Here is a 26,421-nt window from a genome sequence, read left to right on the forward strand (position 1 = left end):
ACCAAGTTGCGGGTGGCTGGCCTTCGCGCAGTGGCCGAGTTGAGTGGTGAGAGACCTGCGCTGGCGAGTTGCGGGGCGGAGGCGCTGCGCGGTTGAGGTGCGCTGGTGAGACGAGTGCCCGGAGCAAGTTGCGGGTGGCTGGCCTTCGCGCAGTGGCCGAGTTGAGGGGTGAGAGACCTGCGCTGGCGAGTTGCGGGGCGGAGGCGCTGCGCGGTTGAGGCGCGCTGGTGAGACGAGTGCCCGGAGCAAGTTGCGGGTGGCTGGCCTTCGCGCAGTGGCCGGGTTGAGTGGTGAGACGGTTGCGTTGGTGCGGTGCGGGGCTGGGCGCTAAGGGAGCGCGGGGCCGGCGGGCCAGGCGCTCGGGCTGAGCGCGGTGGCCGAGCGTGCTCCCAACCGGCGGTGGCTGCCATGCACCCAACCGCAGGGCGGCAGCGCAGTAGCGGGAACACCCTGACCCCTCCCTGCGCCTCGATCCGCAGCCCCCACACGGTCTGAATCGGCTTGTCAAGGCACGCTTTCCCGCCTTGACAAGCCGATTCAGACCGTCGTGACAATCGATGATCGGGGTGCGTCCAGCGGCACCCGGAAACCACCTGCAGAGGTGACCCGACGACGGCCAAGGCACCAGAGCAGAAGGCAAGCGGACGGTTAGAGGACCACCAGCGCGAGGCAAGGCGGAGCAACGGCCCGAAGGGAACCGCCGAGTGGCGTAATGCCTCTACCAGCGGAAACAGGGTGGTTGGGGGTTGTTGGGTAGTTCGGCAGTTGTTTTCATCATGTGTTAGTCACTCGTTCCGAGATAACCACCTTTTTGGGTGACGGCGTGGCTGCAGGGTGTCAGCCATGACCGAACTGACTCGTCGCCGTCTTCTCGGATCCACCGCCGGGGCCGCCGCTGCCGCCGCCGCGGCCACGCTCCTTCCGCCGAGCGTGCAGAAGGCGCTCGCCCAGGGCGCGCCCAAGCACGGCTCGATCAAGGACATCGAGCACGTCGTGCTGCTGATGCAGGAAAACCGGTCGTTCGACCACTACTTCGGCACCATGCGCGGCGTCCGCGGGTTCGGCGACCCGCACGCCAAGAAGCTGCCGAACGGCAAGTCCGTGTTCTACCAGCCCGACGCCGAGAACCCCGCCGGCTACGCGCTGCCGTTCCACCTCGACACGCACGCCACCAACGCCCAGAAGATCCCCTCGACCTCCCACGCCTGGCAGGTCCAGCACGACGCCCTCAACGGCGGCAAGATGGACAGCTGGCTGCCGGCCCACCGCAAGGCCGACGGCAAGAACGGCCCGTACGTGATGGGCTACCACACGCGCGCCGACCTGCCGTTCCAGTTCGCGCTGGCCGAGTCGTTCACCGTGTGCGACTCCTACTTCTGCTCGGTGCTCGGCCCGACGTGGCCCAACCGCATGATGTGGATGACCGGCACCGTCGACCCCGACGGTGAGAACGGCGGCCCCATCCTCGACAACAACGCCCCCGCCGGCGGCTACACCTGGACCACGTACGCGGAGCGCCTCCAGGCCGCGGGCGTGAGCTGGAAGGTCTACGAGCAGAGCGACACCTACGGCTGCAACATGCTCGAGAACTTCGCCAACTTCAAGAACGCGCCGGCCGACTCGCCGCTCGCCGTCAACGGCCTGACCCACCGCCCCGAGGGCCAGTTCGAGTACGACGCGCGCAACGACAAGCTGCCCACCGTCTCGTGGATCATCTGCACCTCCACGGCTTCGGAGCACCCGAACTACACGCCCGCCGAGGGCGCGGCGTTCGTCGCCTCGAAGATCGACGCCATCGCGTCCAACCCGGACGTGTGGGCCAAGACCGTGTTCATCCTCAACTACGACGAGAACGACGGCCTGTTCGACCACGTCGTCCCGCCGATGCCGCCCGCCGGCACCCCGCACGAGTTCGTCACCAAGACCTCGCCGGGCGGCACCAAGGGCAACGGCCTCTCGGTCGGCGCGGGCTACCGCGTGCCGGCGATCATCATCTCGCCGTGGACCGCGGGTGGCTGGGTGTGCAGCGAGCCGTTCGACCACACGTCGACGCTGCAGTTCCTCGAGCAGGTCACCGGTGTGCGCGAGACGAACATCTCCGACTGGCGCCGCAAGACCTTCGGTGACATGACCTCGGCCTTCCGCTTCAACGACCACAAGGCGCAGCCGCCGACGCTGCCCGACACCTCGGGCCCGCTCACGCTGTCGCGCTACGAGGCCGCGAACCTGCCCGCGCCCGTGTTCCCGGGCACGGACCAGAAGCCGCCGCGCCAGGAGCCGGGCAGCCGCCCGCAAACGCCGAACCACCACCACTGACGGCGTCCCACCCAGAACGCCCTCCCGCGGGCAGAAAAAGCGAACGGCCCCTTCGTGCCACAAGCGCGAAGGGGCCGTTCGTGCCGTTTTGGCTACCGCACAGTCCTACAGCTCGTAGACGTCCAGCACGGTCGGGGCGACGGGCGTCAAGTGTTCGTCGCGGTGCTCGCAGACGACCCCGCGCGCCATGCGGAACACGCGGAACTCGTTGTCGTGGTCGGGATCCTGGTCGTCCCAGACGTGCAGCAGCCCGTAGGAACCCGGCGCCAGCTCGCCGACGCGCGTGAACGTCTCGAGCAGCTCGGGCGCGATCGCGCCGCCGTGCTTGTCGAGGCCGCCGAGGTGCAGCATCGGCATGCCCGCGCTCCAGCGGAGGTCGACGAGGTCCAGCGTGCCGGCGTCCCGCACGGCTCGGTGGACGCGATCGACCAGGCGCTCCAGCAGAGCAGCGTTGTCGTCGCCGCTCGTGGTCGCCGCGATGGTCACCCAGCCGTGGTATTCGTACACGTCGCGAACGGTAGCAGCGCCACAAGCTGCGCCGATGCGCCGGTCGGCCCGCCGCGACGGGCGGTTCTCCAGGCGGGACGGGCGGTCAGCGAGCCAGGGCGCTGGGGCGGCCGTCGCGGCGCAGGACCTTGGTCAGCACGCCCTTGCCGTGCTTCTCCACGGCGGGCAGCAGCCGCTCGCCGAACGCGCACAGCGTGCGCTCCCATGGGTGCCCGAGCGTGCCGAAGCTGAAGTCCTCGGCGAGGAACAGGTGGTAGTCGCCGCGCGGGAACACGGGCACCGGCCACGCCGCGCCCTCGGCCATGCGGTGCGGCCAGAACTTGAACGACTGGTGCTGCCAGTGCAGCACCCACAGCCACTCGTCCTCGCGCACGCTCTCCTTCAGCGCCGCCAGCACGATCCGCGCGACGTCGGGCTCCTCCACCGCGTACGGCCCGAGCCGGAACTCCGCCGACGCGCGGTCGAAGTCACCCGCCGACAGGTCCCACGTCCGCGACGGCGTGGGCTCGCGGAAGCCGGGCCAGTCGTGCGCGAAAGTGCTCGGCCAGAAGCCGAGCTTGTTGTAGACCCAGTACCAAGCGGGCTCGTCGGCCACTCTTGAGAGCGGTTCCCAGGCTGCTGCGTTCACTTATCGACCTCGAAGTCATCGGCCGGCTCAAAACTGTCGAAAGCTTCGTGTCCGGGGGCGAGATTGTCCAGTCCACAGCCGCCCAGTGCAAAAAGCGTCACCCGAGTGGGTGCGTCTCGTGTCCATGGCCTGGGGTTCGGTGACCGAGCGCAGCCGGGGCGCCCGGTCACCGAACGTCACCTCATGCAGCATCCCACAGGGTCATGAACGCTGACGCCTCGCTGAACGCCCACGGCCGCAGCCGCTCGCGGTCGCGCGCCGTGAGCGTGAACTCCTTCGCGCGCCGCACGTCGACGACCAGCGCCTCGCCGCCCGGCAGGATGTCGGACATGCCCTGGGTGAGCAGCCACAGCGCGAGCTGCGCGGCGTCACGCGTGAGCGGTTCCTCCTTGAAGTAGAGCCAAGTCGCGTAGCGGCCGCCGTTGCTCTTGCGCAGGCCGAGCTGCGGGCTGAGGCCCACCTCCAGCTCCCCCAGCGGCACGCGCGCCCGGCCGACCTCGATCAGCTTCGGGTCGCGCCGGCCCAGGTAGCGCAGCCAGCCCTCCGCGATGGCCGAGTAGTGCGGCCGCGTCCGGTCGTCCGCGTGGTGGACCAGTGACCGCATCGCCACCTCGTCCTGCCGAGCCGCGCGCCCGGCCCGCACCGCGTTGGCCGCCCGCCGGTAGTAGTTGAACGCCGCGCGCGCCGGGTCCTCGTACAGCCGCCGCTGGCGCCGCACGAACGACGACCGCGTGGGACCCGTGCTCGCGCTGTAGCCGACGAACGTGGGCAGGGTGATGTAGGCCATGGGACAGCCGCCTTCCGGTCCGAACTCTTCGCCGATGCCGCCCGCGCCGCACACTTGGTGAACAGTGTGCGAGCGGCATCTCCCCTGGACACGGCCAATTTTAGAACATGTGTACGACAGTTTTTGCCGCTCAACGGGTGATCGGCGGCCAGGTTCCGGCGAGAAGTTCACGGGCCTGCTGGAGGATCTGGTCCTCGCAGAAGCTGACGGGCGTGACGTCGGTGGGGATCCAGGAGTCGAGCATCGCGATCCACCGCCGCATCTCGGCAAGCCCGCCGGGGTGGTCGAGCCGCGAATCGAGCTCCCAGACGACAGTGGCACCCTCCTTCACCGACACGTCGCCACGTGCCAGGACGGCCAGCGCTTCGCCGAGCAGCTGCCAGCGGGCCGCCGCCGCGTCGGCGGGCACCTCGATGCCCAGCTCGGCCACGACCTGCGCGAACAGGTCGGGCGCGGTCGCGTCGTCGTGCCCGAGCCCAGCGAGTTCTGGCAGCGTCGGCGAGTCGAGCCCCGCGACGACCGCCCGCACCGCCGCGGCGACCAGGTCATCGGGAAGAACGGTTCGGCCGGCGAGCCGGTCCACGGCCAGGGCGGCCAGTTCACCGCGGGCGGAGGACATACACCGATCCTACGGACGGCCCTGGACCCTGGACGCCACGCGACTGGCGCGGAATGATCTCGCCGACGAATCGATCACGAGTCGACAAACCGGTACCCCCGCAGGTCCGGGTGCATGAAAAACTACGGCCCCGACCAGTGGCAGAGGATGGCGATGAGCTGGCAGGAAGAGCTTCGGCGGCTGGACTCCGATCTGGCCGCGGGCCGGATCGGGCACGCCGAGCACCGGCACAAGCGCGAGGAGCTGCTCGCGGAAGCGTCGGGTGGGGCTGCGGCCTCGCCGGTGGCTTCGCCGTTGCGGGCGGGCGCGAGCGAGCTCCCCGCCCAGGTGACGGAGCCGAGCCCGGCCGCGGGGACCTGGAATGCCGAGCCGGTGTCGTGGAACCAGTCGCAGCAGGGCTGGGCGCCGACCACGCCGACCACGCAGACCACGCCGATGGCGCCGGCCACTCCGAGCACCGCGAACACCTGGGCCAGCGCCAACCCGGCGAGCCAGCCGCAGCAAGCCCAGCCCCAGCCGGTGTGGCACCCCGTCCAGCAGCAGGTCACCGAGCCCGTCCCCGCAGAGCCGCAGCCCGAGCCGGACAAGCAGGACAAGAAGAAGGCCAAGCCGCCGCGGCCGCCGCGGTCGTCGCTGACCCGGAAGCCGCGGTGGAGCCCGAAGGACGGTGAGCCGTCGTTCGCGACCGCGCCGAGCCCGGCCGACACGAGGCCGACCGGCTACCTGCCCGTCACCGGCGACACGGGTGACCTGGGCCGGCAGCAAACGCCCGAGCTGCGCCGCCTCTGGGAGGAAGCGCCGCCGCGCAAGAAGAAGCCGACGTGGCTGTTCCTGTCGCTCGGGGTGCTGGTCGTGCTGGCGCTGGTCGTCGGCGGGATCTGGTACATCGGCAACCGGCCGAACCAGAGCGACAACGCCGACACGGTCTCGCCGCCGCCGGTGCCCACGGCCTCCGGCGGCCAGGAGGCCTCGCTCGAGGACAAGCTCCCGGAGCTGGCGGGCACGCCCAACCCCGACAACTCGACGATGTCGCTCGACAAGGCCGTGCAGCTCAAGGTCGTGTCGCAGGCCGACGCGGACCTGATGAAGGCCGCCACCGCGTCCGAGCTCGTCTACCACGCGTACGCCGACACCACGCACACCGACAACGGCACGATCCTGCTGGCCGTGCCGACGCCCTCGCCCGCGCAGGCCGCGCAGCTCGTGAAGGGGCTGAAGCAGAACCTCACGGCGGGCGGCTTCGGCAGCACGCCGCTCGGACCGGCGCCGACGGACCTCCTCTACTCGGGCAGCAGCCCGGCCGGGCGCGTGCTCGCGTTCTGGTACACCTCCGGTCCGGTGGCCATCGGCATCGGCGTGTCGCAGCCGCTCACGGACGACGCGGTGGTGCTCCGGTCGCGGATCGAACAGATCCGCACGAAGGTCGCGGCGGCCCTGCCCGCCCGCTGACGCGAGCCCCGGCCACGGAAGTCGACCCGCGGGGTCGCGCGGGGTCACAGCCGTGCACAATGTCCACGTCGTCACACACATCGGGTCGCGGTGGCGCACTGATCGTCGCCATGCCGACAGATAAGGGGGGCCCTGGTGTCCTGGCAGGAGGAGCTGCGGCGGCTGGACGAGGAGCTCGCGTCAGGGCGGCTGTCCGCGGACGACTACCGGATCCGGCGCGACCAGGTGCTGTCCTCGGCCGTCGGCCAGCAGGACCAGCCGGCGCCGCAGCAGGCCGCCCCGAGCGCGGACTCGACGCAGATCATCACGCCGGTCAGCCCGCCGCAGGGGATGCCCCAGCAGCAGCCGGCCCCGCCGCAGCAGCCGCCGGTCCAGCAGCAGGCGCCGCAGCAGCCCGCCGGTGACCCGAGCGCCGAGCGCACCCAGGCCGTGCAGTCCTGGCAGATGCAGCAGGCCGACCCCGCGCGCACCGAGTACGTGCAGCCGTCGCAGCAGCCGCCGCAGGCGCAGTACTCCCCGCCCGGCGGGTTCCAGCAGCCCGCCTCCCCGGCCGGCGGTTTCCCGCAGCAGCAGCCGTGGAACGCGCCCGAGGGCGACCAGAGCCCGCCGTGGGGTGGTGGCGAGCTGCCTCCGCTCGGCCCCACCGGCAACGACTCCTTCCGCCAGGGCCCCGAGTTCTTCGCCGAGAAGCCCAAGTCGGGCAACGGCAAGAAGATCGGCGCGATCGTCGGCGCCGTGGTCGTGCTGGCCGCGATCGCCTTCGGCGCCTACTGGCTCTGGGGCCGCGACAGCGGCGGCGGCAACGAGCAGCCCACCGCCCAGCCGACGCAGCAGGCGTCGTCCAGCGCGCCGAAGCCGCCGGACCCCATGGCCGTCGCGAACATGCCGGGCAAGGCCGAATCCCACGACGACATCACGTCGTTCAGCCAGGTCAACTCGCTGTCGTACCTGAACCCCGACGAGCTCGAGGCCTACCAGACCGCCGGTGCGGGCAAGGCCAAGTTCGTGGTCTACCACCTCGACAACGGCGACCAGATCACGCTGCTGCTGACCCAGGCGTCGAGCCCGGCCGCGGCGGCGACCGCGGCCGAGAAGCTCATGCAGATCCAGGTCACCAACGGCGCCAAGCGCGACACCACCGCGCCCGACGGCGTCTTCGCGACCACGATCGACAAGAAGGACGGCCAGTCCGCCCAGGAGCGCGGCCACTACGCGCACGGCAACGTGATCGTCCGCATCGACGTCTCCGGCAAGGGAGACCTGTCGACGGTGAAGGCGGACTTCTCCTCCGCGCTGAACCAGCAGCTCACCACCCTGCCTGCCGATGCCTGAGCACGGCAGCACCGGAACCACCGCCTGCACGATCGTCGCGCGGAACTACGTTCCCGCGGCGCGCGTGCTGGCCCGGTCCTACCTCGCGCAGCACCCGGACGGCCGCTTCGTGATCGCGGTGATCGACGCGCCGCGCGACGAGGTGACCGAACTCGAAGACGGCACGCAGGTCGTCGGCCCCGCCGCGTTCGGCATCGACGAGGACGACTACCTGCGGATGGCCACGGCGTACTCGGTCACCGAGCTCGCCACGTCGGTCAAGCCGTACCTGCTGCGCGAGCTGCTGAAGACGTCCGAGGTCGCGATGTACATCGACCCGGACATCGAGCTGTTCGCCCCCATTCCCGAGGTCACAGAGCTGGCCCGCGAGCACGACATCGTGCTCGTGCCGCACTTCCTGACCCCGCTGCCGCAGGACGGCCTGGAGCCGGACGACGCCGTGATCATGGGCACCGGCATGTTCAACCTCGGCTTCATCGGCGTCGGCCGGGGCGCGGGCGCGTTCCTCGACTTCTGGGCCGGGCGCCTGCGCCACGACGCGATCGTGGCGCCCGAGCAGCAGCTGTTCACCGACCAGCGGTGGGTGGACCAGGTGCCCGCGCTGTTCCGCAACCACGTGGTCACCGACCCGGGTTTCGACGTCGCCTACTGGAACCTCCACGAGCGCCCGATCGCGCGCGAAGCCGACGGCACGTACACCGCGGGCGGCGCGAAGCTGCGCTTCTTCCACTTCAGCGGCTACCGGCCGGAGAAGCCGTGGCTGCTGAGCTTCCACTGCGCGCGCAAGCCGCGCGTGCTGCTCTCACACAACGAAGACCTTCGGGCCATCTGCGACTCGTACGGCGCGAAGCTGCGGGAATCCGGCTACGCCGAGACGCTCGACTCGATCCCCTACGGCTTCAAGAACTTCCGCGACGGCACCGAGGTCCCGAAGCTCGCCCGCCGTGTGTTCCGCGAGGGCTGGATCAAGGCCGAGCGCAAGGACAAGCCCGCGCCGCCCCACGCGTACGGCGAGGACGGCGGCCAGGCGCTGCGCGAGTGGCTGGCCACGCCCGAGGACCAGGCGCAGGCCGCCGCCGGGCTCAACCGGCTGACGCACGCGATCTGGGCTTCGCGCACCGACCTGCAGATGGCGTTCCCGCACCCGTACGGCGCCGACGCGGACAACTTCCGCTTCTGGTGCGCCGGTTCCGGCGTCAGCGAGGCCGGGCTGCCCGAGTGGGCGCTGCCCGCCGAACGGCCCGCCAGCCACCCGCCGGCCGAGGAGTTCGGAGTGAACCTGCTCGGTTACCTCACGGCCGAGCTGGGCCTGGGCGAGATGGGCCGGATCGTGCTCGAGGCCATCGAGACCGGCGGTGTGCCGGTGGCGTCGGTGCTCGAGGAGAAGGCGGTGTCGAACCGCACGGGCATCGAGCGGCCGGCCACGGTCGGCGACCCGCGGTTCCCGCTGAGCGTGCTCGCGGTGAACGCGGACCAGACGCGCGTGATCCTGACCAACCACCCCGAGGTCGGCGCCGGGCGCTACCGCATCGGGCTGTGGGCCTGGGAGCTCGAGGACTTCCCCGAATGGCAGCACGAAGCGTTCGGGATGCTCGACGAGGTGTGGACGGTCAGCGAGTTCTGCCGCCGCGCCATCGCCGCGCACTCGCCGATCCCGGTCAAGACCATCCCGGTGCCGGTGCGCGACCCGGGCGAGCCGTCGCCGCCCGCGCGTGAGCAGGGCGAGCCGGTGCGGTTCCTGTTCGCGTTCGACTTCAACAGCGTGGCCGAGCGGAAGAACCCGTGGGGTGCCGTCGAGGCGTTCCGCCGTGCGTTCGAAGGTCGCGACGACGTGCGCCTCACCATCAAGGCGATCAACGCGAAGCTGCACGCGAACGCCGCCGAGCGCCTGCGCGCGGCCGTGGTCGGCGACGACCGCATCGAGCTCGTGGAGCGCTACCTGTCGGTGGCCGAGCTGCACGAGCTGTACGAGCGCAGCACCTGTTACGTCTCCCTGCACCGCAGCGAGGGCTTCGGCCTCACCGTCGCCGAGGCGATGGCACGCGCGATGCCGGTGATCTCCACGAACTACTCCAGCACCACGGAGTTCCTCGACGCGTCGACGGGCTGGCCCGTGCCGTTCCGGCTGGTGCCGGTGGGCAAGGACAACTACCCGTACCACGCCGACGCCGTGTGGGCCGACCCCGATCTCGACGCCGCGGCCGCCGCGATGCGCGAGGTCGCCGACAACCCGGCCGAAGCCGCGAAGCGCGGCCAGGCGGCGCGCGCGTACATCCTGCGCGAGCGCTCGATGGCCACCGCGGCCAAGTGGATGCGCGAGCAGCTGCAGGACGCGTACGGCGTGTGGCAGTCGGGCCGGCACGCCGGCCAGCCGGCGCCGCCGCACCCGATCACCCCGTTGCACGAAGCCGCGCAGGCCCTGCACTGGCGGCCCGAGCCGGCCGCCCCGTCGCGGCTGCCGCTCGCGCCCGCGCTGCGCAAGGCCGTGCTGCGCGCGATCGACCACTACGACGTCCACCAGCGCAAGGTGATGGGCGCGCTGCTGGCCGGCGCGGAGGAGAGCAACCGGCGGCTGCTGGAACGCATCGAGGCACTTGAGCACAGCTTCGCCGACGCGGCCCGGGCCGCCGATGGCGCGCGGAGCGACAGCCAGGTGCTGGGCGAGCGCATGAAGACGCTCGACGACACCGTCGGCGAGCTGCGTCAGCGCGCCCCGGACACCGAGCTGGCGCTGCGCAACCTCGAATCCGACGTGGCGAAGCTGTCCGAGGGCTACGGCGGCTTCGGTGCCGACCTCGAGGCGACCACGACGTCGGTGCACAAGATGTTCTCCCAGCGCGATGAGCGGCTCGATGCCGACGAGAAGGCCATCCAACGCGTGACGCTCGACGTGAGCGCCATGCGCGACGCCGCCCGCCTGGCCCACGCTCCGGTGCCGCACGGCGCCGACGTGGTGCCGTGCGACGTCGGCGCGCTGCTCATGCCGGTCGACGAGGTCATGCTGCCGTGGATCGTCTTCCACCGATCCTGGGAAGACAGCGAGGCCGACTTGATGGCGCGGCTGGCCGAGGGCGCGTTCCTCGACGTCGGCGCCCACGTCGGCTACCACACGCTGCGGCTGCTGCGGGCCACGCCGGACGTCACACGCGTGGTCGCGGTGGAGGCCGACCCGGTCAATGCGGCGTACCTGCGCCGGAACGTCTCCGTCAACCTCCCGCCCGCGGCCGCCGACCTGGTCACGGTCGTCGAGTCGGCGGCCTGGGACTCGGCCGGCACCGTGCGGCTGACCCAGGCGACGGAGGGCAACAGCGGCGACAACCGCGTGAGCACCGAAGGCCCGGGCATCGAGGTGCCCGCCGTGCGGCTCGACTCCCTGCCGGAGGTGACGGCGCAGCGGATCGGCCTCGTGAAGGTCGACCTGCAGGGCCGCGACCACCGCGCACTGGCGGGCCTGCACGCGGTGCTCGAACGCGACCGTCCGCACGTGGTCTGCGAGTTCGACCCGGGCGCCATCCGGGAGCTGGGCGACGACGCGGCGGCCGTCCTCGCGGGCTACCGCTCGCTGGGCTACACGCCGAAGATCGTCGGCGACTCCGGCCCGGACCCCCGGGAACTCGACGACGCGGCGCTGATCGCGGCCGCGGAGGGTGACGCGAAGGCCTTCGTGACGTTGTGGCTCGCGCCTGCGTGATCCCCGCTCAGGGGGCCACGTGGACGATCGCCATGAGGAACGAGCCGTACCAAGCGCTGATCGCCGCGCCCGCCGGTAGCAGCACCGCGATCACCCGCGTGGGCAGGCGGGCGAGCACCAGCGCGAGTGGCACCGTGAGCACGAACGCGGGCAGCAGGAACCGTGCGCGGGATTGGAAGTAGTTCGACGACCCGAGCGCGACGAGCACCGTCAGCGTGCCGTACAGCTGCCACGGCAGGGGCAGCTTCGTGCACCACGTCCACACCAGCAGTGCCACGGCCGCGAGCACGATGATCGCCGTGATGCTGGTCCAGCTGGACCCGTTCGCAGTCAGCCCCTCACGGACTTGGATCCACGTGAAACGACCGAAGTCGAAGTGCATCTGCCAGGCGTTCTGAAGCCAGAACCAGCCGTCGGCGCGGCCGGCGCGAAATCCGACGTACGTGAGGTAACCCAGCAGGCCCAACGGCGCGAGCAAGCCGCCGAGCCACGGCCGCCAACCGTCCTGGCGCCGGAAGATCGCGACGATCGCCGCGACACCCACCGCGGCGACGAGCGCGCCGGCACTCGCGCGGGTAAGCCCCGCGAAGATCGCGAGCGCGCCCGCGAGCAGCCACTGCCGGCGTGACACGGCGACCAGCGTCCACGCGACGAGGGCGACGAGCAGCGCCTCGGAATAGGCCATGTGCAGCGCCGTCGAACCGGGCCCCAGCGACCACAGCACCGCCAGCAGCAGGCCCACCCGCGGGCCGGCGAACTCGCTGCCCAGCACGAACAAGCCCCACGCCGCGGCGCAGCCCGCCAGCAGCACCACCGCCAGGGCCGCGGGCAGTGCGGGAATGCCGACGAACTTCAGCACCGCGATCAGCGCCGGGTAGAGCGGGAAGAACACGAGGCTGTTCTCGCCGGGCAGGCCGTTGGCGAGGGTGGTCGGCACCTGGTCGTAGCCGTGCGTGGCCACGGAGATGAACCAGTTCGCGTCGAACGCGCCCACGAAGCGGCCCGGGGAGACGTCCGCCTTCCAGCTCATCAGCCACAGCACGCCGAAGGCGAGGAGCTGGAACACCAAGTACAGGCCGACCGCGGGCAACGCCGGGCGGATCCTGGTTCGGAAGGCGGAGTGGGACTCGAGATCCGCGTCGAGGGTGGTCGAATGCACTCGCGCGGAACTCCTGAACAGCTCGGGTGAAATAGGACGAATTCGTACCCGATCGTACCTGCGACCCCCATCTTTCGAGGCCAGAACGCCGTGGGTGGTTTTTCCCGGATCCCGGGCAATTCCGGGGACTGGTCGGCGGCACAGGAGCAAGGCGCTACCCTGCTCGGGGGAATCAGCACGAGTAGACGGGGGTGGTCGCGCTGGTTGAGCAGCCACCTGCTGTGCAGAAGAAGACCCGCATCGTCTTCATCGACATCGGCCGTGGCCTCGGCGCCCTGCTCGTGTTCTACAGCCACATCGCCCACCCGTGGGTGATCGCGAAGAAGGACTCCGCGCCTTACATCAGCTTCCTCGAGGCGCTGACGAGCAATCCGATGCACATGTCCACCCAGGGCATCGGTGAGATCGCCGTGCCGTTCTTCTTCGTCGTCAGCGGTTTCGTCGTCACGCCCATCGCGCTGCGCCAGGGGCAGGGCCGGTTCGCCGTGAACCGGTTGATCCGTGTGTACGCGCCGATGCTGTTCGTGGTGCTGCTGACCGCGTTGATGCTGGTGGTGAACCTGCACCCGCCGTCGACCGGGCAGTCGCAGGAGCTCAACCCGCTCACGATCTTCACCAACACCTTCCTGGTGAACTACCTGATCTACCCGCAGGTCGTGCTGGTGCCGGTGGCGTGGTCGATGATCGTCGAGGTCGTCTTCTACGTGGTGCTGATGGCCGTGCTGCCGCTGCTGCGCCGCTCGGTGTGGCTCGCGATCGCGGTGGAGCTCACGTTCATCTTCGTGGTGATGATGAGCCGTTCGCAGCTCGGGCCGTCGTGGTCGCTGTTCGCGGTGAACGTGTCGTACCTGCCGGTGATGATCATCGGCCAGACCATCTGGGCCACCACGGCCAAGAAGATCCCGCTGTGGACCGGCGCGCTGTACGGCGCGTGCGCCTGGTCGCTGTACGTGCTGGCCGACATCATCGACGTCGGCCGCGTGGACACGTCCTACAACCTCTCGATGGCGTTCGCCGTGCTGCTGTTCATGCTCGGCATGATGGCGGAGCCGAAGCTCAAGCAGCGGAAGTTCTGGACCGCCGTCTCCGAGCGCAGTTACTCGATCTACCTGCTGCACATGCTGGTCTCGTTCGTGCTGCTGCAGCTGCTGCGCCCTGCGGTGCCGCTGCCGATCGCGCTGCTGATCGTGATCCCGGCGGTGTTCGGCGTGGTCGAGGTGTGTTACCGATGGGTCGAACGGCCGAGCCACGCGCTGGCCCGCAAGCTCTCGTACCGGCGCGCGAAGCCGGCGCCGATCAAGGTCAACAGCGAGATCACGATCGAGATCCCGAAGGTCGGGGAACGGCCTCGGCACGCGGCCGGGTCAGCCAATGGGTCGGCGAATGGGTCGGTGTCCGGGTCGCTGAACGGCAGCCTGCCGTCGACGCCGCCCAAGGGCACTCCGAAGCCACCACCTGGCCCGAAGCCGCCTCCCCCGACCGATGCGGAGAAGACGGTCATCACCCGGGCGGCCCCGGCTCGCCGGCCGCAGCCCCAACCGCAGCCGCAGCCTCGGCCCCCGCTCGCGCAGGAGTCGGGCTCCGACCGCACGGCCGAGCCCCGCGCCCGCCACAGCACGCCGCGGCGGCGGCCCTCAGCCCCGCTTGAGCTGCAGCACCAGTCTGACCAGGAAGACCACGGCCAGCGCGGCGACCACGACGATCTCCCACGCCATGGGAGCTCCTTCCGCCGAACACATCGCTGAGTGAGGCGATGCTCTGCCGGTAAGGCGTCCGAACGTGGGACGACGTTCACCGACACGGCGTAACTCACACCTTCGGGCTAGTTGCGTCGCGGGGTCACGAGGCCGGATTCGTAGGCCAGGACCACCAGCTGCGCACGGTCGCGGGCACCGATCTTCGTCATGATCCGGCTGACGTGGGTGCGGGCCGTGGCGGTGGAAATGACCAGGTGAGCGGCGATTTCGTCGTTGGACAGGCCGCCGGCGACGAGGCCGAGCACCTCGCGTTCGCGGTCGGTGATCTCCTTGACCGCGGCCGTGTCGATGCGGCGGTGCTCGGGGCGGCCGACGAACTCCGAGATCAGCCGGCGCGTCACGGTCGGGGCCAGCAGCGCCTCGCCGGCGGCGACCACGCGCAACGCGCGCAGCATCTCCACCGGCTCGGTGTCCTTGAGCAGGAAGCCGCTCGCCCCCGAGCGCAGGGCCTCGTAGACGTACTCGTCGACGTCGAACGTGGTCAGGACCAGCACCTTCACGCCGGCCAGCGCCGGGTCGGCGGTGATGCGGCGGGTGGCTTCGAGGCCGTCGGTGCCGGGCATGCGGACGTCCATCACCACGATGTCCGGTTTGTGCTCGGCCGCGAGCGCCACAGCTTGCGCGCCGTCGCCTGCTTCGCCGACGACGTCGAAGCCGTCTTCGGTCTCCAGCAGTACGCGGAATCCCGCGCGGACCAGGGCCTGGTCGTCGGCCAGCACCACCGTGATCGTCATGCTTCCCCCTTCACGGGCAGTTCGGCACGGACTTCGAAACCGCCCTCGGCGGCACTGACCAAGCCGGCCTGGACCGTCCCACCGAGGGCGGCCGCGCGTTCGTTCATGCCCCGCAGCCCGTGGCCGGGTGTGGGGGCCGTGGTGGTGCGACCGTCGTCGCGGACGGTGAGCGTGAGGGCTCCCGGGCGCCGTTCGAGGTGGACGTCGACGTGCTGCGCCCCGTCGGCGTGACGGACGACGTTGGTGAGCGACTCCTGCAGGATCCGGTAGGCCGCCCCGGCCACGGGCGCCGGCACGTCGCCGGCGTCGCCGTGCAGCCGCACCTCGAGCCCCGCGGATCGAGCGTGGTCGAGCAGCTCTCCCAGCTGCGAGAGGCTCGGCGCGGGTGCCTTGTCCTCGCCCGAACGCAGCACGGCGAGGGTCGCGCGCAGATCGTTGAGCGCCGACGCGCTGGCCGCCTTGATGTTCAGCAACGCCTCTTTCGCCTGCTCAGGCCGCCGATCGGCGACGTGCGCGGCGACGCCGGCCTGCACGTTGATCATCGCCAGGCTGTGCGCCACGACGTCGTGCACCTCGCGCGCGATCTGCAGCCGCTCCTGCTCGGCCAGGCGGTGGCGGTGCTCCACCGCTTGCTCACGCCGCGCCGCCAGGGCCGCGAACTGGTAGCGCACGGCGGTGCCGATGCCGATCACCGCCGCCAGCCACACCACGAACACCCCGGCCGAAGGCGCGATCGCGAACGACCGCGTGGTGATCACGTGGGCCGCGTACCCGGCGACGAGCACTCCGGCGCCGGTCCAGCCCGCGACCACCGGGCCGCTGCGCCGGGTGAGCATGAACAACGCGATCGTCGGTACCAGGATGATCGGTCCGCCGGGCTCGGCCGAGGCGTAGAACGCATACGCCGACGCGGCCGTGAGCACGAATACCGGCAGCGGGTAACGGTGGACGACCAGCAGCGTCAGCACGGTCGCGACCAGCCACGCGGCACCCGCCGCGGTCAGCAGGTGAGCGCCCGGCTGCCAGCGGCCGGCCGCGCTCGTGGCTCCGAGCGTGAACACGAGCACCACGACGGTCCGAAACACGCGTCCGAACCACGGGTTCCGCGCCCGCCACCAGTCCTGCATGGTGCAGAAAACTACCGTTCACGGCGCCTTCGCGCGTCCGTCCGGAAGCGGCACTCCGGCTACGTTTGGTGCCGTACGACGCCCCGAGGAGCTGACATGCCGGACATGCTGACCGTCGACCTGCACCCGATCTTTCGGAGTGACCGCGACATCGACGCAGCCGTGCGAACCGCGATCTTCCGCGCGGCGCGGGAAAAGGTCGAGGTCGTGGAAATCATCACCGGAAAAGGCTCCGGCAAGCTGAAGAAGCGCGTTCTCGCCACGCTGAACCAGCCGCACCTCAAGAAGCTCTACCGCCGGGTGGAAACCGACAAGGACAACGACGGACGGGTGCTGGTCCGCTTCTAGTCGAACGAAGTCGGCAGCTTCGCGGCCGTCTGCTCGTCGGCCGGGGTGTAGGTGGACACGGTGATCTCGGAGCGGCGGCCCGAGTACAGGTACGTGAAGTTGAACTTGAGCAGTCCGACGTCGGGGTGGTCGTAGCACTTCGTGCGGATCGGCTCCGGGTTCACGTCGTGGCGGTTCCACAGCTGCTCGAACAGCGGCGACTCCGCCTTCAGCCGCTTGACCAGCGCTTTCCATGACGGTTCGGCCACGTGCTCGGCCATCGCCGCGCGGAACGACGCGACCACGCGCGGGGTGTTCTGCTCCCAGTCGAGCATCCGGCTGCGCCAGTCCGGGTTGAGGAGGCACTGGACGAGCGTGTTGCGGTCTTCGAACGGGATCGAGTCGACGTCGCCCATGAGCCACGCGTACGCGCGGTTGTAGCCGAGCAGGTCGCAGCGCGCGTTGCGGATCGCGACGGGGAAGGGCTCGAGCTGCGTCATCATCTTGCGCATCGAGGCCGTGATGGCGTTGCACTCGTTGGCGGCCGACGGTTCGGGCGCGCCCGCGAGGGTGAACAGATGCGAGTGCTCGTGCGGATCGAGGCGCAGCGTCCGCGAAATCGCGCCGAGCACCTGCTCTGACGCGTTGATGTCGCGGCCCTGCTCCAGCCACGTGTACCAGGTGACCCCGACACCGGCGAGCTGCGCGACCTCTTCGCGCCGCAGGCCGGGCGTGCGACGGCGGCCGCCAAGGGGCAGGCCGACCTGCTCCGGCGTGATGCGGGCGCGGCGGCTGCGCAGGAACGCGCCGAGCTCGCCGCGGCGGAGGCGTTCTTCGACAGCGGTGGTCATGCTCCCAGTTCAGCACAGCGCGTTGCCTGGTACCAGGTAGTCCCACTACCAGGATAAGAGCGCACCTGGTACCAGTTTCAAAAGCGTCGGAGCGTGGTAGTCATGACGACGACAACCACCACGCCGGTGCACACCACCGGCGTGCCGACGAGACCGGCACTCACCTCCGCCGGCCTGGTCACCGTGCTGCTGGGGGCGGCACTGCCGATCATCGACTTCTTCATCGTCAACGTCGCCCTCCCCACCATCGATGCCGACCTGCACGCCTCGACCGCGACCCTGGAACTGGTGGTGGCCGCGTACGGCATCGCCTACGCCGTGCTGCTGGTCCTCGGCGGCCGGCTCGGCGACGCGTTCGGCCGCCGCCGGCTGTTCCTGCTGGGGCTCACGCTGTTCACGCTGACGTCGCTGGTCTGCGGCCTCGCCCCGAACGCGATGACGCTCGTGCTGGCGCGCGCGGCGCAGGGCGCGGCGTCCGCGATGCTGCTGCCGCAGGTGCTCTCGATCATCCAGGCCGGCACGACCGGCGAACACCGCTCCCGCGCGCTCGGCTTCTACGGCGCGACGGGCGGCATCGCCACCGTCGTCGGCCAGCTGCTGGGCGGCGCTTTGGTGGCCGCCGACCTGTGGGGCACGAGCTGGCGGCCGATCTTCCTGGTCAACGTGCCGATCGGCCTCATCGGGCTGGTGGTCGCGCGCCGCACGGTGCCCGACAGCCGCGCGGAGAACCCGCTCGGCGTCGACCGCTGGGGCACGGCCCTGCTCGCCGCGTCGCTCTTGACGCTGCTCGTGCCGCTGATGGAAGGCGGCGCGCTCGGCTGGCCGTGGTGGACGATCGTGCTGCTGGTGTTGTTCCCGTTCGCCGTGCTGGCCTTCGCCCGCGTCGAGACCCGGCTGGAGTCGCGCGGCGGGATGCCGCTGCTGCCACCGGCGCTGCTGCGCACGGCCAACGTGCGCCACGGCCTGGTTGTGGCGGTGCCGTTCTTCTGCGGCTTCGGGTCCTTCATGTTCGTCTACGCCGTGACCCTGCAGGACGGCCTGCACCTCGGCCCGCTCGGCTCGGGGCTCGTGCTGACGCCGATGGCCGTGGCGTACTTCGTGACGTCGCTGGTCAGCACCCACCTCGTCGCGCGCTTCGGTCAGAAGGTGGTGCTCGCCGGTGGCGTGATCGCGGCGTTCGGCCTGCTCGTGCTCGCGGGCTCGGCGCTGTGGGCGTGGCCGGACCTCACGCTGTGGGAGCTGGCGCCCGCCATGGTCCTCATCGGGATCGGCAACGGCCTGGCGATGACCACGCTGTTCCGCATCGTGCTGTCGCGCGTACCCCACGACCTCGCCGGCATCGGTGGCGGCGTCATGACCACGACGCAGCAGACGTCGCTGGCCCTCGGGGTGGCCGTGTTCGGCAGCCTGTTCGCGGGCTTGAGCACGGGGTCGATGGGCTACGAGGGGGCGTTCGTGCTGGTCATGGCGCTGCTGGCCGCGGTCGCGTTGCTCGTGGTGGTGCTGGCGCGGAAGCTGCCGGACCCGCGGTGAACGCTCAGCCCGGGAGCGACGACCAGCCGCCGCCCCGGGCGAGCAGCGTCCGGACCGCCTCGGCGTGTTCGGCGAAGCTCGCGAGGTCGCCGTGGAGCAACGCGGCGCGCTCGGCGTCCAGCGGGACCGTGTCGTCGCGCCAGAGTTCGAGGGTCCAGTTGGCGGCGAGGAACATCGAGCGCACCAGGCCGATGATCCCGGCGCTGTCGGGGCCACCGCTGCGGCGGTAGGCCTCGAGGATCTCGTTGCACGTGGCGAACAGCTGCGTCAGCCCGGTGACGGCCTCGGCGGGCGTGCCGTCCCAGTCCGGCCCTGGCCACGTGCAGGAACCCAGCTCCAGCCACAGCCGCCAGCCCGCGGTCAGCTCAGCTTCGTTGCACGGAGTCCAGTGCCCGGCCATGGTTCGAGTGTGCGCCCGGGGACGCGGGAGCCGCCGGGGTCATGGGGTTTCTCACTCGGCCGGCTGTTCCCAGAGCCAGAACTCGATGCCCTGGTCGTCGATGCAGTCGGCGGTCGTGCCGTACGGGTGGTGCTCCACCTCACCGGCCGTGCCGCCGTGGTCGCGGACGCGGGCCAGGGCCGCTTCGAGGTCGTCCACGGCGTACATCAGCTTCCAGCCGACCTGCCGGCCCGGGCCGCCCCACAGCCCACCTTCGAGGCCGGGCCCTTCGAAGCGCCAGGCACCCGGAACGGAGCCCGGCGCGAACTGCCAGCCGACGACGCCGCCGTAGAACGCCTTCGCCCGTTCGTCGTCGGGCACCTGGAACGTGAAGTACATGGCCGCACCGTGGCGGGTGGGCTTCGCGGCGGGCTTGGTCGTCTGCCCGGCCTGCGCGACGAGCCAGCGCTGGCCGTACGGGTCCTTGATCGTGCCGGCGAGCCCGTAGCCGCGGTCCTCGACCGGACGAAGCAGCTCACCGCCCAGCTCCACGGCGCGGCGGGCCGACGCGCGGACGTCGGGCACCTCCACGCGGATCAACGGCCCGCCCTCGGGCGCGACGACGTTGCCCAGCTCGGGGAACTCCTCCGCGAGCATCAGCACGCTGTCGCCGATGGCCAGCTCGGCGTGCCCGACGCGGCCGTCGTCCATCACGATCGGATCGGAGCGTCGCCGCGCGCCGAAGACCTCGACGTAGAAGTCCAGCGCGGCCCGGGCATCGGTGACGACGAGGTAGGGCGCGAGCGCGCGCACGGCGGCGTCGGCAGGGGTTTCGGTGGTGGTCATCTCGGCTCCGTTCAGAATGAGGCGCCGCAGGTTGTCCCGCAGCTCCCTGGCGAACGCCGGGTCCGGGTCGACCGGCGTCGGGGGCAGGCGAAGCGCGTCGAACGGTTCAGTCATCGCGGCCCCCTTTCTCCTCATAGCTGTGGCGGAACGCGGCCTTGGCGCGAGTCAGCAACGCTTCGGTGGCGTTGAGCGTGCGGCCGAGGCAGGCGGCGACGTCGCCGACCGGCAGGCCGTCGACGTACCGCAGCGTGAGCACGGCCCGGTGGTGCGCGCCGAGCGACTCGAGCACCTGGCGTGCGCGCAACGCGTCGAGCTCGGTGTCCCACGGATCGTGGGTGTCGGGCTCGTGCACCAGCCGCAGCCCGCGTTCCTCCCGGGCCTTGCGGCGCCAGTGGTCGGCCAGCTTGTGCCGCGCCACCCCGATCAGCCACCCGGTGCTCACCGGCGGCGCGCCGCCTTTGCGGCACGCGGCCACGGCCCCCAGGAACGTCTCCGACGTCAGCTCCTCGGCCAGCACGCGGTCGCCGCAGCGCGCGAGCAGGTACCCGTAGACCTCCGGCAGCGCGGACTCGTACAGCCCGAGCAGCGCGAAAGCCGGGTCCGGTCTCACCCGCGGTTCCGTCACACCCACATCGTCGTCCGGCGGCGGCGTTTTCCGTCGGGTGAATTTCGGGCCGCCGGAAAATCGTTGGTCGGCTGGCGCGGCGGGCGGCGACACTGCGGTCATGACCGGGCGAGGAAGAGCGACAGGGTTGAGTCTCACTTCGTGGGTGCTGTTCGCCGGGTCCGGGCCGGTGGCGAAGGCCGTGATGGGCACAGGGTGGTCACCGGCCGCGGTCACGGCGGTGCGCATCGCGCTGGCGGCTGTGGTGCTCGTGCCCGGCGTCGCGCTCGTACGGCCGTGGGCGTTGCGCTTCCGCGGGTCCGACGTGTGGCTGGTGCTCGGCTACGGCGTGCTCGGCGTGGCCGGGGTGCAGCTGTGTTTCTTCGTGGCCGTGGACCGCGTGCCGGTCGGGGTGGCGATGGTGCTGGTGAACCTCGCGCCCGCGTTGGTCGCCCTGTGGGTCCGCGTGGTGCGGCGCGAACGGCTGCCGGCGCTCGTGTGGGTCGGGACCGCGCTCGGCGTGGCCGGGCTCGCGCTCGTCGCGCAGATCTGGCAGGGCGGCCGGCTCGACACACTCGGCATCGCCGCCGGCGTGGGCGCGGCCGTGTGCTCGGCGGGCTACTTCCTCCTCGGCGAACGCGGCGCCGGCCGCCACGACTCGGTGGGCCTCACCGCGGTCGGGCTGGCGATCGGCGCCGTGGTGGTCGGCGCCGTCAGTCCACCTTGGACGGTCGCGCCGGCGGCGGTCACCCGGACGGCCACGCTCGGCAGCCTGCACGTGCCCGTGTGGCTGGCGCTGCTGGTGCTGGCCGTGGCCGGCACGGTGCTGCCCTACCTGGCCGGGCTGCGCGCGTTGCGCGATCTGCCCCCGGCCCTGGCAAGCGTGCTGGCCCTGGTGGAACCCCTCGTCGCCGCGGGCCTGGCCTGGCTGTGGCTCGGCGAAACCCTCGGCGCGACCCAACTGGTGGGCGCGGTGGTGTTGCTCGCGGGGGCGGTTCTGGTGCAGGTGGCCGGATCCCGCAGCCCGGAAGACGTACGGGATCCGACGACGGTCCTCACCTGATTCGGGTAATGCAGGTGAGGTTTGGCCTGCGAAGTTCTTGAACGTTGTGAAGATGCCGATCCCGGCAGCGTGGTAAGCCCGGTCGGCCAACGCCGGTGCGCTCTGGCCCGCCGAGGCAGTCAGGGCGCCGACAGATCACGTGGGTGTCCCAGATGGCCCGGCGTTGCTAGAAGGCCTGGTGCAGGTCCGGATCCTCACAGGCGAGGACGGTGGTGGCTTCGCGCAGATAGCGATAGGCGCCAGCGATGTGCCCGGTTCGGCCAGGGCGGTAGCAGCGCGGCGGAGGAATCCGGCACATTCGTCATGATCAACCCGACGCGCCGCTCACACGTCAACAATCTAAATAGCTGTCACCAGCTAGCGGGGCGGCGGCGGTCCGGCTCGTAGGGCTGCGTGATCACTTCCATGCCGTTGCCGCTCGGGTCGAGGAAGTAGACGCCGCGGCCGCCGTGGTTGTGGTTGATCTCGCCGGCCTGGCGGCCGGCCGGATCGGCGTGGTAGGGCACGCCGGTTTCCTTCAGCCGCGCGAAAAACGCGTCGAAGTCGGCCTCCGGGATGAGGAAACAGTAGTGCTGCAGGCGAAGGTCCTGCGGCGGGATCGTCGCGAAGTCCAGGCGGACGCCGTTCGCGGTTTCGACGGGGATGAACGGTCCCCATTCCTCGCCCACTTCGAGGCCCAGCAAGCGGGCGAGGAACTCGGCGGACTCCCGGTTGTCCCGGGACGGCACGATCAGATGGTTGAGCTCAACGGAAACGGACACGGACACGGACACGGACAATGCCTCCAGAAGGCATCCCGGCACCTCCATGTCTCACCCGGCCGGTGACCGACACGCGATGCCGCGTCCGTGATCGTAAACCAGGGGCTAGGAAACCGTCACGCGCTTTCGGCCCGCCGCGCGCGGGCGGCCGACGCCCTGCCACGACAGGCCCGCGTCGATGACCGTGCGCGGGTCGAGGAGGTTGCGGGTGTCGACGACGTCGTCGCCCTCCATGGCGTCGGCCATGATGGTCCAGTCGAGGTGCTTGAACTCGGCCCACTCGGTGAGGACGACGATCACGTCGGCGTCCTTCGCGACCTGGTACGGGTCGTCGACCACGGTCATGCCGTCGATGGCGCCGTCGACGGCCGGGTCGTAGGCGGTGATCTCCGCGCCCAGCGCGCCGAGCACCGAGGAGACGGCGAGGGCGGGCGAGTCGCGCAGGTCGTTGGTGCCGGCCTTGAACGCCAGGCCCAGCACGCCGATCCGCGCGCCGGCGAGGGTGCCGCCGCAGGCGCCGGCGATCTTCGCGACGATGCGGTCGCGCTGGGCGATGTTCTCGTCGATGGCCGAGGTGAGCATGCGGAAGTCGTAGTTCACCGACTCCGCGACCTTCACCAGCGCGCTGGTGTCCTTGGGCAGGCACGAGCCGCCCCAGCCCGGGCCGGGCTTGAGGAACGTGCGGCCGATGCGCCGGTCGTAGCCCATTCCTTCGGTCACCAAGTCGATGTCGGCGCCGAGGCGCTCGCACAGCTCGGCGATCGAGTTCACATAGGACAGTTTCAGCGCCAGGAAGCAGTTGGCCGCGTACTTCACGAGCTCCGCGCTCGCCGCGTCGGCGACGACGACCGGGGCGCCGAGGTCCGCGTAGAGGTCACCGACCCAGCGTGCCGCGCCGGGAGTGTCGGAGCCGACCACGATGCGGTCGGGGTTGAGGAAGTCGGAAACCGCCGTGCCTTCCCGCAGGAACTCCGGATTGGACACGATCGGGACGTCTTCGCGGCCGAGCATCGCGCGGATGCGCCGCGACGTGCCCACGGGCACGGTCGACTTGGTGATCAGCGCGCAGCCGGCGGGCAGCACGTCGCCGATCTCGGCGGTCACCGCCTCCACCGCGCGCAGGTCCGCGGAACCGCCGGCGCCCATCGGCGTCGGCACGCACAGGAAGACACCGTCCGCCTCCTGCACGGCTTTGCGCGCGCCGACGACGAACGACAGCCGCCCGCCCGCGATGCCACCGGTGACCAGTTCGGCCAGCCCCGGTTCGAGAATGTCCACTCTGCCGGCGATGAGGCGAGAGACCTTCGCCTCGTCCACGTCCACGCAGGTGACGCGATGCCCCAGGCTCGCGAGACATGCCCCCGTGGTCAATCCGACGTACCCCGTCCCCACCACCACGATCCGAGCTGCGCTCATGATGCCGAAGGTGACATTCGGAGTTGAAGCGGGCGCTAACGGAAAACGGCGGGGCCGAATACTCCACGCGAGAAGTGAAGAACGGCCTCGCGTGAGGCAGCACACCCGGCGCCGGTGCGAACGAGCGTTAACCTGTCGCTACGGTGCAGGGCCGCACCACGAGCAGCAGAAAGGCTGAAGATGCAGATCACCGACACCGCAGCGCTCGTCACGGGTGGTGCTTCCGGCCTCGGCGGCGCCACCGCCAAGGCGCTGGCCGCCAAGGGCGCGCGCGTCTTCGCGCTCGACCTCGCCGCGTCGATCGAGAAGGCGGAACAGGTCGACGGCGTCACCTACGTCGAGGCCGACGTCACCGACCCCGACCAGGTCCAGGCCGCCGTCGACACCGCGGCAGGCTCAGGCGTGCCGCTGCGCACGGTCGTGAACTGCGCCGGCATCGGCCCCTCGGCCCGCATCCTGTCGAAGAAGGGCCGCCACGACCTCGCGCTCTACGCGAAGGTCGTGCAGATCAACCTCATCGGCACCTTCAACGTGCTCACCATCGCCGCCGAGGCCATCGCCAAGACCGAGCCGCTGACCGACGACGCCCGCGGCGTCATCATCAACACCGCCTCCGTCGCGGCCTACGACGGCCAGATCGGCCAGGTCGCCTACTCGTCGTCGAAGGGCGGCGTCGTCGGCCTCACGCTGCCGGCCGCGCGCGACCTCGCGTCGCAAGGCATCCGCGTGCTGACGATCGCGCCGGGCATCGTCGACACCCCGATGCTCGCCACGGTCAGCGACGAGTTCCGCGCGGGCCTCGCCGCCGGCGTGCCGTTCCCGAAGCGCCTGGCGCGCCCGGACGAGTACGCGCAGCTCGCCCTCTCGCTGATCGACCACGACTACCTCAACGGCGAAGTCGTCCGCATGGACGGCGCGCTGCGCATGGCCCCGCGCTGATGCTCCCCGGCGGTCTGGACCACGCGCGTGGTCCAGACCGCCCCCGCGTCACGCCTTCGTCAGCCGCGCTTCCAGCCCGATGCCGTCGGTGGTGATGTGGCAGGCACCGAAGCGGCTTTCGCGCGCCAACGTTTCGAACTGCTCCGGCGTGTACGCGCGCTTGCGCAGCTGCCCGAGTGTCCACTTTGTCGTGAGCGCACCCACGGGCCCCAGGTTCATCCCAGCCACCTCGGCGGCAATGTCCTCCGAGGTGGCCGTCTTGCGCAGGTCCTGCACCAGCGCCACCCCGCCCGGCCGCAGCACGCGCCACATCTCGTCGAGCGCGTCGACCGGGTCGGCGAAGTTCTTGAACGCCGCCTGCGTGATCAGGAAATCGAACGACTCCGCCGCGAACGGCATCGCCGCGACGTCGCCGTGCACGAACTCCGCCGCGACCCCCTGCTCACGCGCGTACTGGCTCGCCAGGGACACGAACGTGCGGCTCACGTCCAGCCCCGTGACCGCGAAGCCGAGCCGCGCCACCTCGACCGCGTGGAAGCCGGGCCCGGGTGCCACCTCCAGAACGTCGGCGCCACCGGGCAGCTGCTTGGCCAGCTCCGCCGCCGACGAGCGGTAGAACGCCAGCTGCGGCGCCGTTCCGCGACCGCGCGCGTACGCCCGCGCGACCGGTCCTTCCATCTCCGGCACGAGCTTGGTCCGGTGCCGTTTGACCTCGGTGTTCGTCATGATCGCACTCCAGTTCGGTGAGTCGGCCGAACCGCTCCGGGGAGTGCGGGCCCGTATCCTGTGATCGCAGCCTGAGGATCGGGTCCGCTGCCGCGGAATCGGTTCGAGGGTTTCCCCGGTCCCGGTGGCGGTGTGCCAGCACTGCCTCCGGGGCCGGCTTTCTACTCCTGACCACCTTCGACGAAAGCGGTCAAGTCTTCCGGCAGTTCGCCGGTCTCGCGGTAGTGCCGCCACTCGACGACGCCCGGCAGCGCACTCGTGGCCAGGTCGTCACGCAGTCCGCGCACCCAGTCGATCTCGGCGCGCAGCAGCACCAGCTCGTATTCGCCTTCGACGAGGAACAGCCGCGGCACCTCGGCGCGCAACGCGTCGAGCGCCGCCACCCGCTCGGCGAGGCGCTTGTCCAGCGCGGTGAGCCGTTTCGTCAGCAGGTCCGCCACCTCGTCCGGGCCGAGCGAAGCCATGATCGACAGCCCGGCCTGGAACTTCGTCGGTTCGAGGTCCGGCTCGCCGAGCAGCTCGGCCACCCAGTCCTCCAGCTCGGCGCGGCCGGCGTCGGTGAGGCGGTAGATCGTGCGCTCGGGCCGCGCGCCGTCGCGGACGCTCTCCACGGTGGCGACGAAGCCGTGCTTCTCCAGGTTGCCGACGACCGTGTAGAGCGAGCCCCACTTGATCTTCATGTCGGCGTCCTTGCCGCGTTCGCGCAGCACGGAGGCCATTTCGTAGGGGTGCATCGGCCGCTCGACCAGGGCCGACAGCACGGCCAGCCCCAGCATGTTCCCGACCTTGCGCCGCTTCACGGTCACCACTTCCTCGTCTACGAGTATTCGCAGACGAGTATAGGCACAGCCGGCCGGTGACCGCCAGGGT

At 70.7% G+C, this 26,421-nt stretch carries 24 protein-coding genes; 9 read left to right on the forward strand and 15 right to left on the reverse strand.

Features of this window, described 5'->3' with window-relative positions:
• Nucleotides 1-843 precede the first annotated feature (843 nt).
• On the forward strand, nt 844-2,316 hold the full coding sequence (locus ACFY1H_RS00925; RefSeq protein ID WP_366577049.1) for a phosphocholine-specific phospholipase C: 1,473 nt from the start codon (nt 844-846) through the stop codon (nt 2,314-2,316).
• 105 nt (nt 2,317-2,421) lie between these two features.
• On the opposite strand, the gene ACFY1H_RS00930 is transcribed toward ACFY1H_RS00925, so the two are convergent.
• From ACFY1H_RS00930 to ACFY1H_RS00945, 4 genes are all read right to left on the reverse strand, one after another.
• Entirely contained in the window at nt 2,422-2,823 is a 402-nt protein-coding gene (locus tag ACFY1H_RS00930; RefSeq protein WP_366577047.1) for an immunity 7 family protein, read from the reverse strand.
• Between the two features lie 85 nt (nt 2,824-2,908).
• Nucleotides 2,909-3,418, reverse strand: a complete 510-nt coding sequence (locus ACFY1H_RS00935; protein ID WP_386943707.1) for a DUF2716 domain-containing protein — start codon at nt 3,416-3,418, stop codon at nt 2,909-2,911.
• A 214-nt stretch (nt 3,419-3,632) separates the two neighbouring features.
• Complete coding sequence (locus ACFY1H_RS00940) at nt 3,633-4,238, reverse strand: hypothetical protein (RefSeq protein ID WP_386943709.1); 606 nt, start codon at nt 4,236-4,238, stop codon at nt 3,633-3,635.
• 130 nt (nt 4,239-4,368) lie between these two features.
• Nucleotides 4,369-4,857 carry a hypothetical protein gene (locus ACFY1H_RS00945; RefSeq protein WP_366577042.1) on the reverse strand — a complete coding sequence of 163 codons (489 nt, stop codon included), beginning with the start codon at nt 4,855-4,857 and terminating at the stop codon, nt 4,369-4,371.
• A gap of 114 nt (nt 4,858-4,971) precedes the next feature.
• On the opposite strand from ACFY1H_RS00945, the gene ACFY1H_RS00950 reads away from it, so the two are divergent.
• The 3 genes from ACFY1H_RS00950 to ACFY1H_RS00960 all read left to right on the forward strand — a co-directional run bounded on the left by ACFY1H_RS00950 (nt 4,972) and on the right by ACFY1H_RS00960 (nt 11,329).
• Nucleotides 4,972-6,306: a hypothetical protein gene (locus tag ACFY1H_RS00950; protein WP_366577040.1), complete on the forward strand. Its 1,335-nt coding sequence runs from the start codon at nt 4,972-4,974 to the stop codon at nt 6,304-6,306.
• A 135-nt stretch (nt 6,307-6,441) separates the two neighbouring features.
• Nucleotides 6,442-7,638 (forward strand): hypothetical protein, encoded by a 1,197-nt coding sequence (locus ACFY1H_RS00955; protein WP_386943711.1) that lies wholly within the window; start codon nt 6,442-6,444, stop codon nt 7,636-7,638.
• Nucleotides 7,631-11,329 carry an FkbM family methyltransferase gene (locus tag ACFY1H_RS00960; protein WP_386943713.1) on the forward strand — a complete coding sequence of 1,233 codons (3,699 nt, stop codon included), beginning with the start codon at nt 7,631-7,633 and terminating at the stop codon, nt 11,327-11,329. Before ACFY1H_RS00955 ends, ACFY1H_RS00960 begins: the two co-directional genes overlap by 8 nt.
• A 7-nt stretch (nt 11,330-11,336) precedes the next feature.
• On the opposite strand, the gene ACFY1H_RS00965 is transcribed toward ACFY1H_RS00960, so the two are convergent.
• The gene (locus ACFY1H_RS00965; RefSeq protein WP_386943715.1) at nt 11,337-12,488 is read right to left on the reverse strand and encodes a hypothetical protein; all 1,152 of its coding nucleotides are present in this window, start codon (nt 12,486-12,488) and stop codon (nt 11,337-11,339) included.
• 221 nt (nt 12,489-12,709) lie between these two features.
• Between ACFY1H_RS00965 and ACFY1H_RS00970 the strand changes: the two genes are divergently transcribed.
• Nucleotides 12,710-14,233: an acyltransferase family protein gene (locus ACFY1H_RS00970; protein ID WP_386943717.1), complete on the forward strand. Its 1,524-nt coding sequence runs from the start codon at nt 12,710-12,712 to the stop codon at nt 14,231-14,233.
• A 77-nt stretch (nt 14,234-14,310) separates the two neighbouring features.
• Here the strand turns inward: ACFY1H_RS00970 and ACFY1H_RS00975 are convergent, their stop codons facing one another.
• The gene (locus ACFY1H_RS00975) at nt 14,311-14,979 is read right to left on the reverse strand and encodes a response regulator transcription factor (protein WP_366577034.1); all 669 of its coding nucleotides are present in this window, start codon (nt 14,977-14,979) and stop codon (nt 14,311-14,313) included.
• Nucleotides 14,976-16,106, reverse strand: a complete 1,131-nt coding sequence (locus ACFY1H_RS00980) for a sensor histidine kinase (RefSeq protein WP_366577032.1) — start codon at nt 16,104-16,106, stop codon at nt 14,976-14,978. The genes ACFY1H_RS00975 and ACFY1H_RS00980 overlap by 4 nt, the downstream gene beginning before the upstream one ends.
• Nucleotides 16,107-16,202: 96 nt before the next feature.
• Between ACFY1H_RS00980 and ACFY1H_RS00985 the strand changes: the two genes are divergently transcribed.
• The gene (locus ACFY1H_RS00985) at nt 16,203-16,454 is read left to right on the forward strand and encodes a Smr/MutS family protein (RefSeq protein WP_366577030.1); all 252 of its coding nucleotides are present in this window, start codon (nt 16,203-16,205) and stop codon (nt 16,452-16,454) included.
• On the opposite strand, the gene ACFY1H_RS00990 is transcribed toward ACFY1H_RS00985, so the two are convergent.
• Nucleotides 16,451-17,284: a helix-turn-helix transcriptional regulator gene (locus ACFY1H_RS00990; RefSeq protein WP_386943719.1), complete on the reverse strand. Its 834-nt coding sequence runs from the start codon at nt 17,282-17,284 to the stop codon at nt 16,451-16,453. The two genes, ACFY1H_RS00985 and ACFY1H_RS00990, sit on opposite strands and share 4 nt — an antisense overlap.
• Nucleotides 17,285-17,386: 102 nt before the next feature.
• Between ACFY1H_RS00990 and ACFY1H_RS00995 the strand changes: the two genes are divergently transcribed.
• On the forward strand, nt 17,387-18,817 hold the full coding sequence (locus ACFY1H_RS00995; RefSeq protein WP_386943721.1) for an MFS transporter: 1,431 nt from the start codon (nt 17,387-17,389) through the stop codon (nt 18,815-18,817).
• 4 nt (nt 18,818-18,821) lie between these two features.
• On the opposite strand, the gene ACFY1H_RS01000 is transcribed toward ACFY1H_RS00995, so the two are convergent.
• Genes ACFY1H_RS01000 through ACFY1H_RS01010 form a run of 3 tightly spaced genes read right to left on the reverse strand, consistent with a single transcriptional unit; the run spans nt 18,822 to nt 20,667 of the window.
• Nucleotides 18,822-19,217, reverse strand: a complete 396-nt coding sequence (locus tag ACFY1H_RS01000) for a hypothetical protein (protein ID WP_386943723.1) — start codon at nt 19,215-19,217, stop codon at nt 18,822-18,824.
• A gap of 51 nt (nt 19,218-19,268) precedes the next feature.
• Nucleotides 19,269-20,156 (reverse strand): VOC family protein, encoded by an 888-nt coding sequence (locus tag ACFY1H_RS01005; RefSeq protein WP_386943725.1) that lies wholly within the window; start codon nt 20,154-20,156, stop codon nt 19,269-19,271.
• Entirely contained in the window at nt 20,149-20,667 is a 519-nt protein-coding gene (locus tag ACFY1H_RS01010; protein ID WP_366577022.1) for a sigma-70 family RNA polymerase sigma factor, read from the reverse strand. Before ACFY1H_RS01010 ends, ACFY1H_RS01005 begins: the two co-directional genes overlap by 8 nt.
• 127 nt (nt 20,668-20,794) lie before the next feature.
• Here ACFY1H_RS01010 and ACFY1H_RS01015 point away from each other — a divergent pair, with 127 nt between their 5' ends.
• Nucleotides 20,795-21,709, forward strand: a complete 915-nt coding sequence (locus ACFY1H_RS01015) for a DMT family transporter (RefSeq protein ID WP_386943727.1) — start codon at nt 20,795-20,797, stop codon at nt 21,707-21,709.
• Between the two features lie 350 nt (nt 21,710-22,059).
• On the opposite strand, the gene ACFY1H_RS01020 is transcribed toward ACFY1H_RS01015, so the two are convergent.
• Both ACFY1H_RS01020 and ACFY1H_RS01025 read right to left on the reverse strand, forming a co-directional pair.
• Complete coding sequence (locus ACFY1H_RS01020; protein ID WP_386943729.1) at nt 22,060-22,518, reverse strand: VOC family protein; 459 nt, start codon at nt 22,516-22,518, stop codon at nt 22,060-22,062.
• Between the two features lie 57 nt (nt 22,519-22,575).
• Nucleotides 22,576-23,886 (reverse strand): UDP-glucose/GDP-mannose dehydrogenase family protein, encoded by a 1,311-nt coding sequence (locus tag ACFY1H_RS01025; protein WP_366577018.1) that lies wholly within the window; start codon nt 23,884-23,886, stop codon nt 22,576-22,578.
• A 180-nt stretch (nt 23,887-24,066) separates the two neighbouring features.
• On the opposite strand from ACFY1H_RS01025, the gene ACFY1H_RS01030 reads away from it, so the two are divergent.
• Nucleotides 24,067-24,825 (forward strand): SDR family NAD(P)-dependent oxidoreductase, encoded by a 759-nt coding sequence (locus tag ACFY1H_RS01030; RefSeq protein WP_360598662.1) that lies wholly within the window; start codon nt 24,067-24,069, stop codon nt 24,823-24,825.
• 48 nt (nt 24,826-24,873) lie between these two features.
• Here the strand turns inward: ACFY1H_RS01030 and ACFY1H_RS01035 are convergent, their stop codons facing one another.
• Nucleotides 24,874-25,551 (reverse strand): class I SAM-dependent methyltransferase, encoded by a 678-nt coding sequence (locus ACFY1H_RS01035; protein ID WP_386943731.1) that lies wholly within the window; start codon nt 25,549-25,551, stop codon nt 24,874-24,876.
• A gap of 161 nt (nt 25,552-25,712) precedes the next feature.
• On the reverse strand, nt 25,713-26,351 hold the full coding sequence (locus tag ACFY1H_RS01040; RefSeq protein WP_386944818.1) for a helix-turn-helix transcriptional regulator: 639 nt from the start codon (nt 26,349-26,351) through the stop codon (nt 25,713-25,715).
• Nucleotides 26,352-26,421: the final 70 nt, after the last annotated feature.

Origin of the sequence: Amycolatopsis sp. NPDC001319 (assembly GCF_042896185.1) — a bacterium.
GTDB lineage: Bacteria > Actinomycetota > Actinomycetes > Mycobacteriales > Pseudonocardiaceae > Amycolatopsis.

Excerpts from the sequence above, each read along its gene's own strand:
- ACFY1H_RS00925 (WP_366577049.1), top strand. The coding sequence starts at position 844 with ATGACCGAACTGACTCGTCGCCGTCTTCTCGGATCCACCGCCGGGGCC.
- ACFY1H_RS00940 (WP_386943709.1), bottom strand. The coding sequence starts at position 4,238 with ATGGCCTACATCACCCTGCCCACGTTCGTCGGCTACAGCGCGAGCACG.
- ACFY1H_RS00945 (WP_366577042.1), bottom strand. The coding sequence starts at position 4,857 with ATGTCCTCCGCCCGCGGTGAACTGGCCGCCCTGGCCGTGGACCGGCTC.
- ACFY1H_RS00950 (WP_366577040.1), top strand. The coding sequence starts at position 4,972 with ATGAAAAACTACGGCCCCGACCAGTGGCAGAGGATGGCGATGAGCTGG.
- ACFY1H_RS00960 (WP_386943713.1), top strand. The coding sequence starts at position 7,631 with ATGCCTGAGCACGGCAGCACCGGAACCACCGCCTGCACGATCGTCGCG.
- ACFY1H_RS00975 (WP_366577034.1), bottom strand. The coding sequence starts at position 14,979 with ATGACGATCACGGTGGTGCTGGCCGACGACCAGGCCCTGGTCCGCGCG.
- ACFY1H_RS00980 (WP_366577032.1), bottom strand. The coding sequence starts at position 16,106 with ATGCAGGACTGGTGGCGGGCGCGGAACCCGTGGTTCGGACGCGTGTTT.
- ACFY1H_RS00985 (WP_366577030.1), top strand. The coding sequence starts at position 16,203 with ATGCCGGACATGCTGACCGTCGACCTGCACCCGATCTTTCGGAGTGAC.
- ACFY1H_RS00990 (WP_386943719.1), bottom strand. The coding sequence starts at position 17,284 with ATGACCACCGCTGTCGAAGAACGCCTCCGCCGCGGCGAGCTCGGCGCG.
- ACFY1H_RS00995 (WP_386943721.1), top strand. The coding sequence starts at position 17,387 with ATGACGACGACAACCACCACGCCGGTGCACACCACCGGCGTGCCGACG.
- ACFY1H_RS01000 (WP_386943723.1), bottom strand. The coding sequence starts at position 19,217 with ATGGCCGGGCACTGGACTCCGTGCAACGAAGCTGAGCTGACCGCGGGC.
- ACFY1H_RS01005 (WP_386943725.1), bottom strand. The coding sequence starts at position 20,156 with ATGACTGAACCGTTCGACGCGCTTCGCCTGCCCCCGACGCCGGTCGAC.
- ACFY1H_RS01020 (WP_386943729.1), bottom strand. The coding sequence starts at position 22,518 with ATGGAGGTGCCGGGATGCCTTCTGGAGGCATTGTCCGTGTCCGTGTCC.
- ACFY1H_RS01025 (WP_366577018.1), bottom strand. The coding sequence starts at position 23,886 with ATGAGCGCAGCTCGGATCGTGGTGGTGGGGACGGGGTACGTCGGATTG.
- ACFY1H_RS01030 (WP_360598662.1), top strand. The coding sequence starts at position 24,067 with ATGCAGATCACCGACACCGCAGCGCTCGTCACGGGTGGTGCTTCCGGC.
- ACFY1H_RS01035 (WP_386943731.1), bottom strand. The coding sequence starts at position 25,551 with ATGACGAACACCGAGGTCAAACGGCACCGGACCAAGCTCGTGCCGGAG.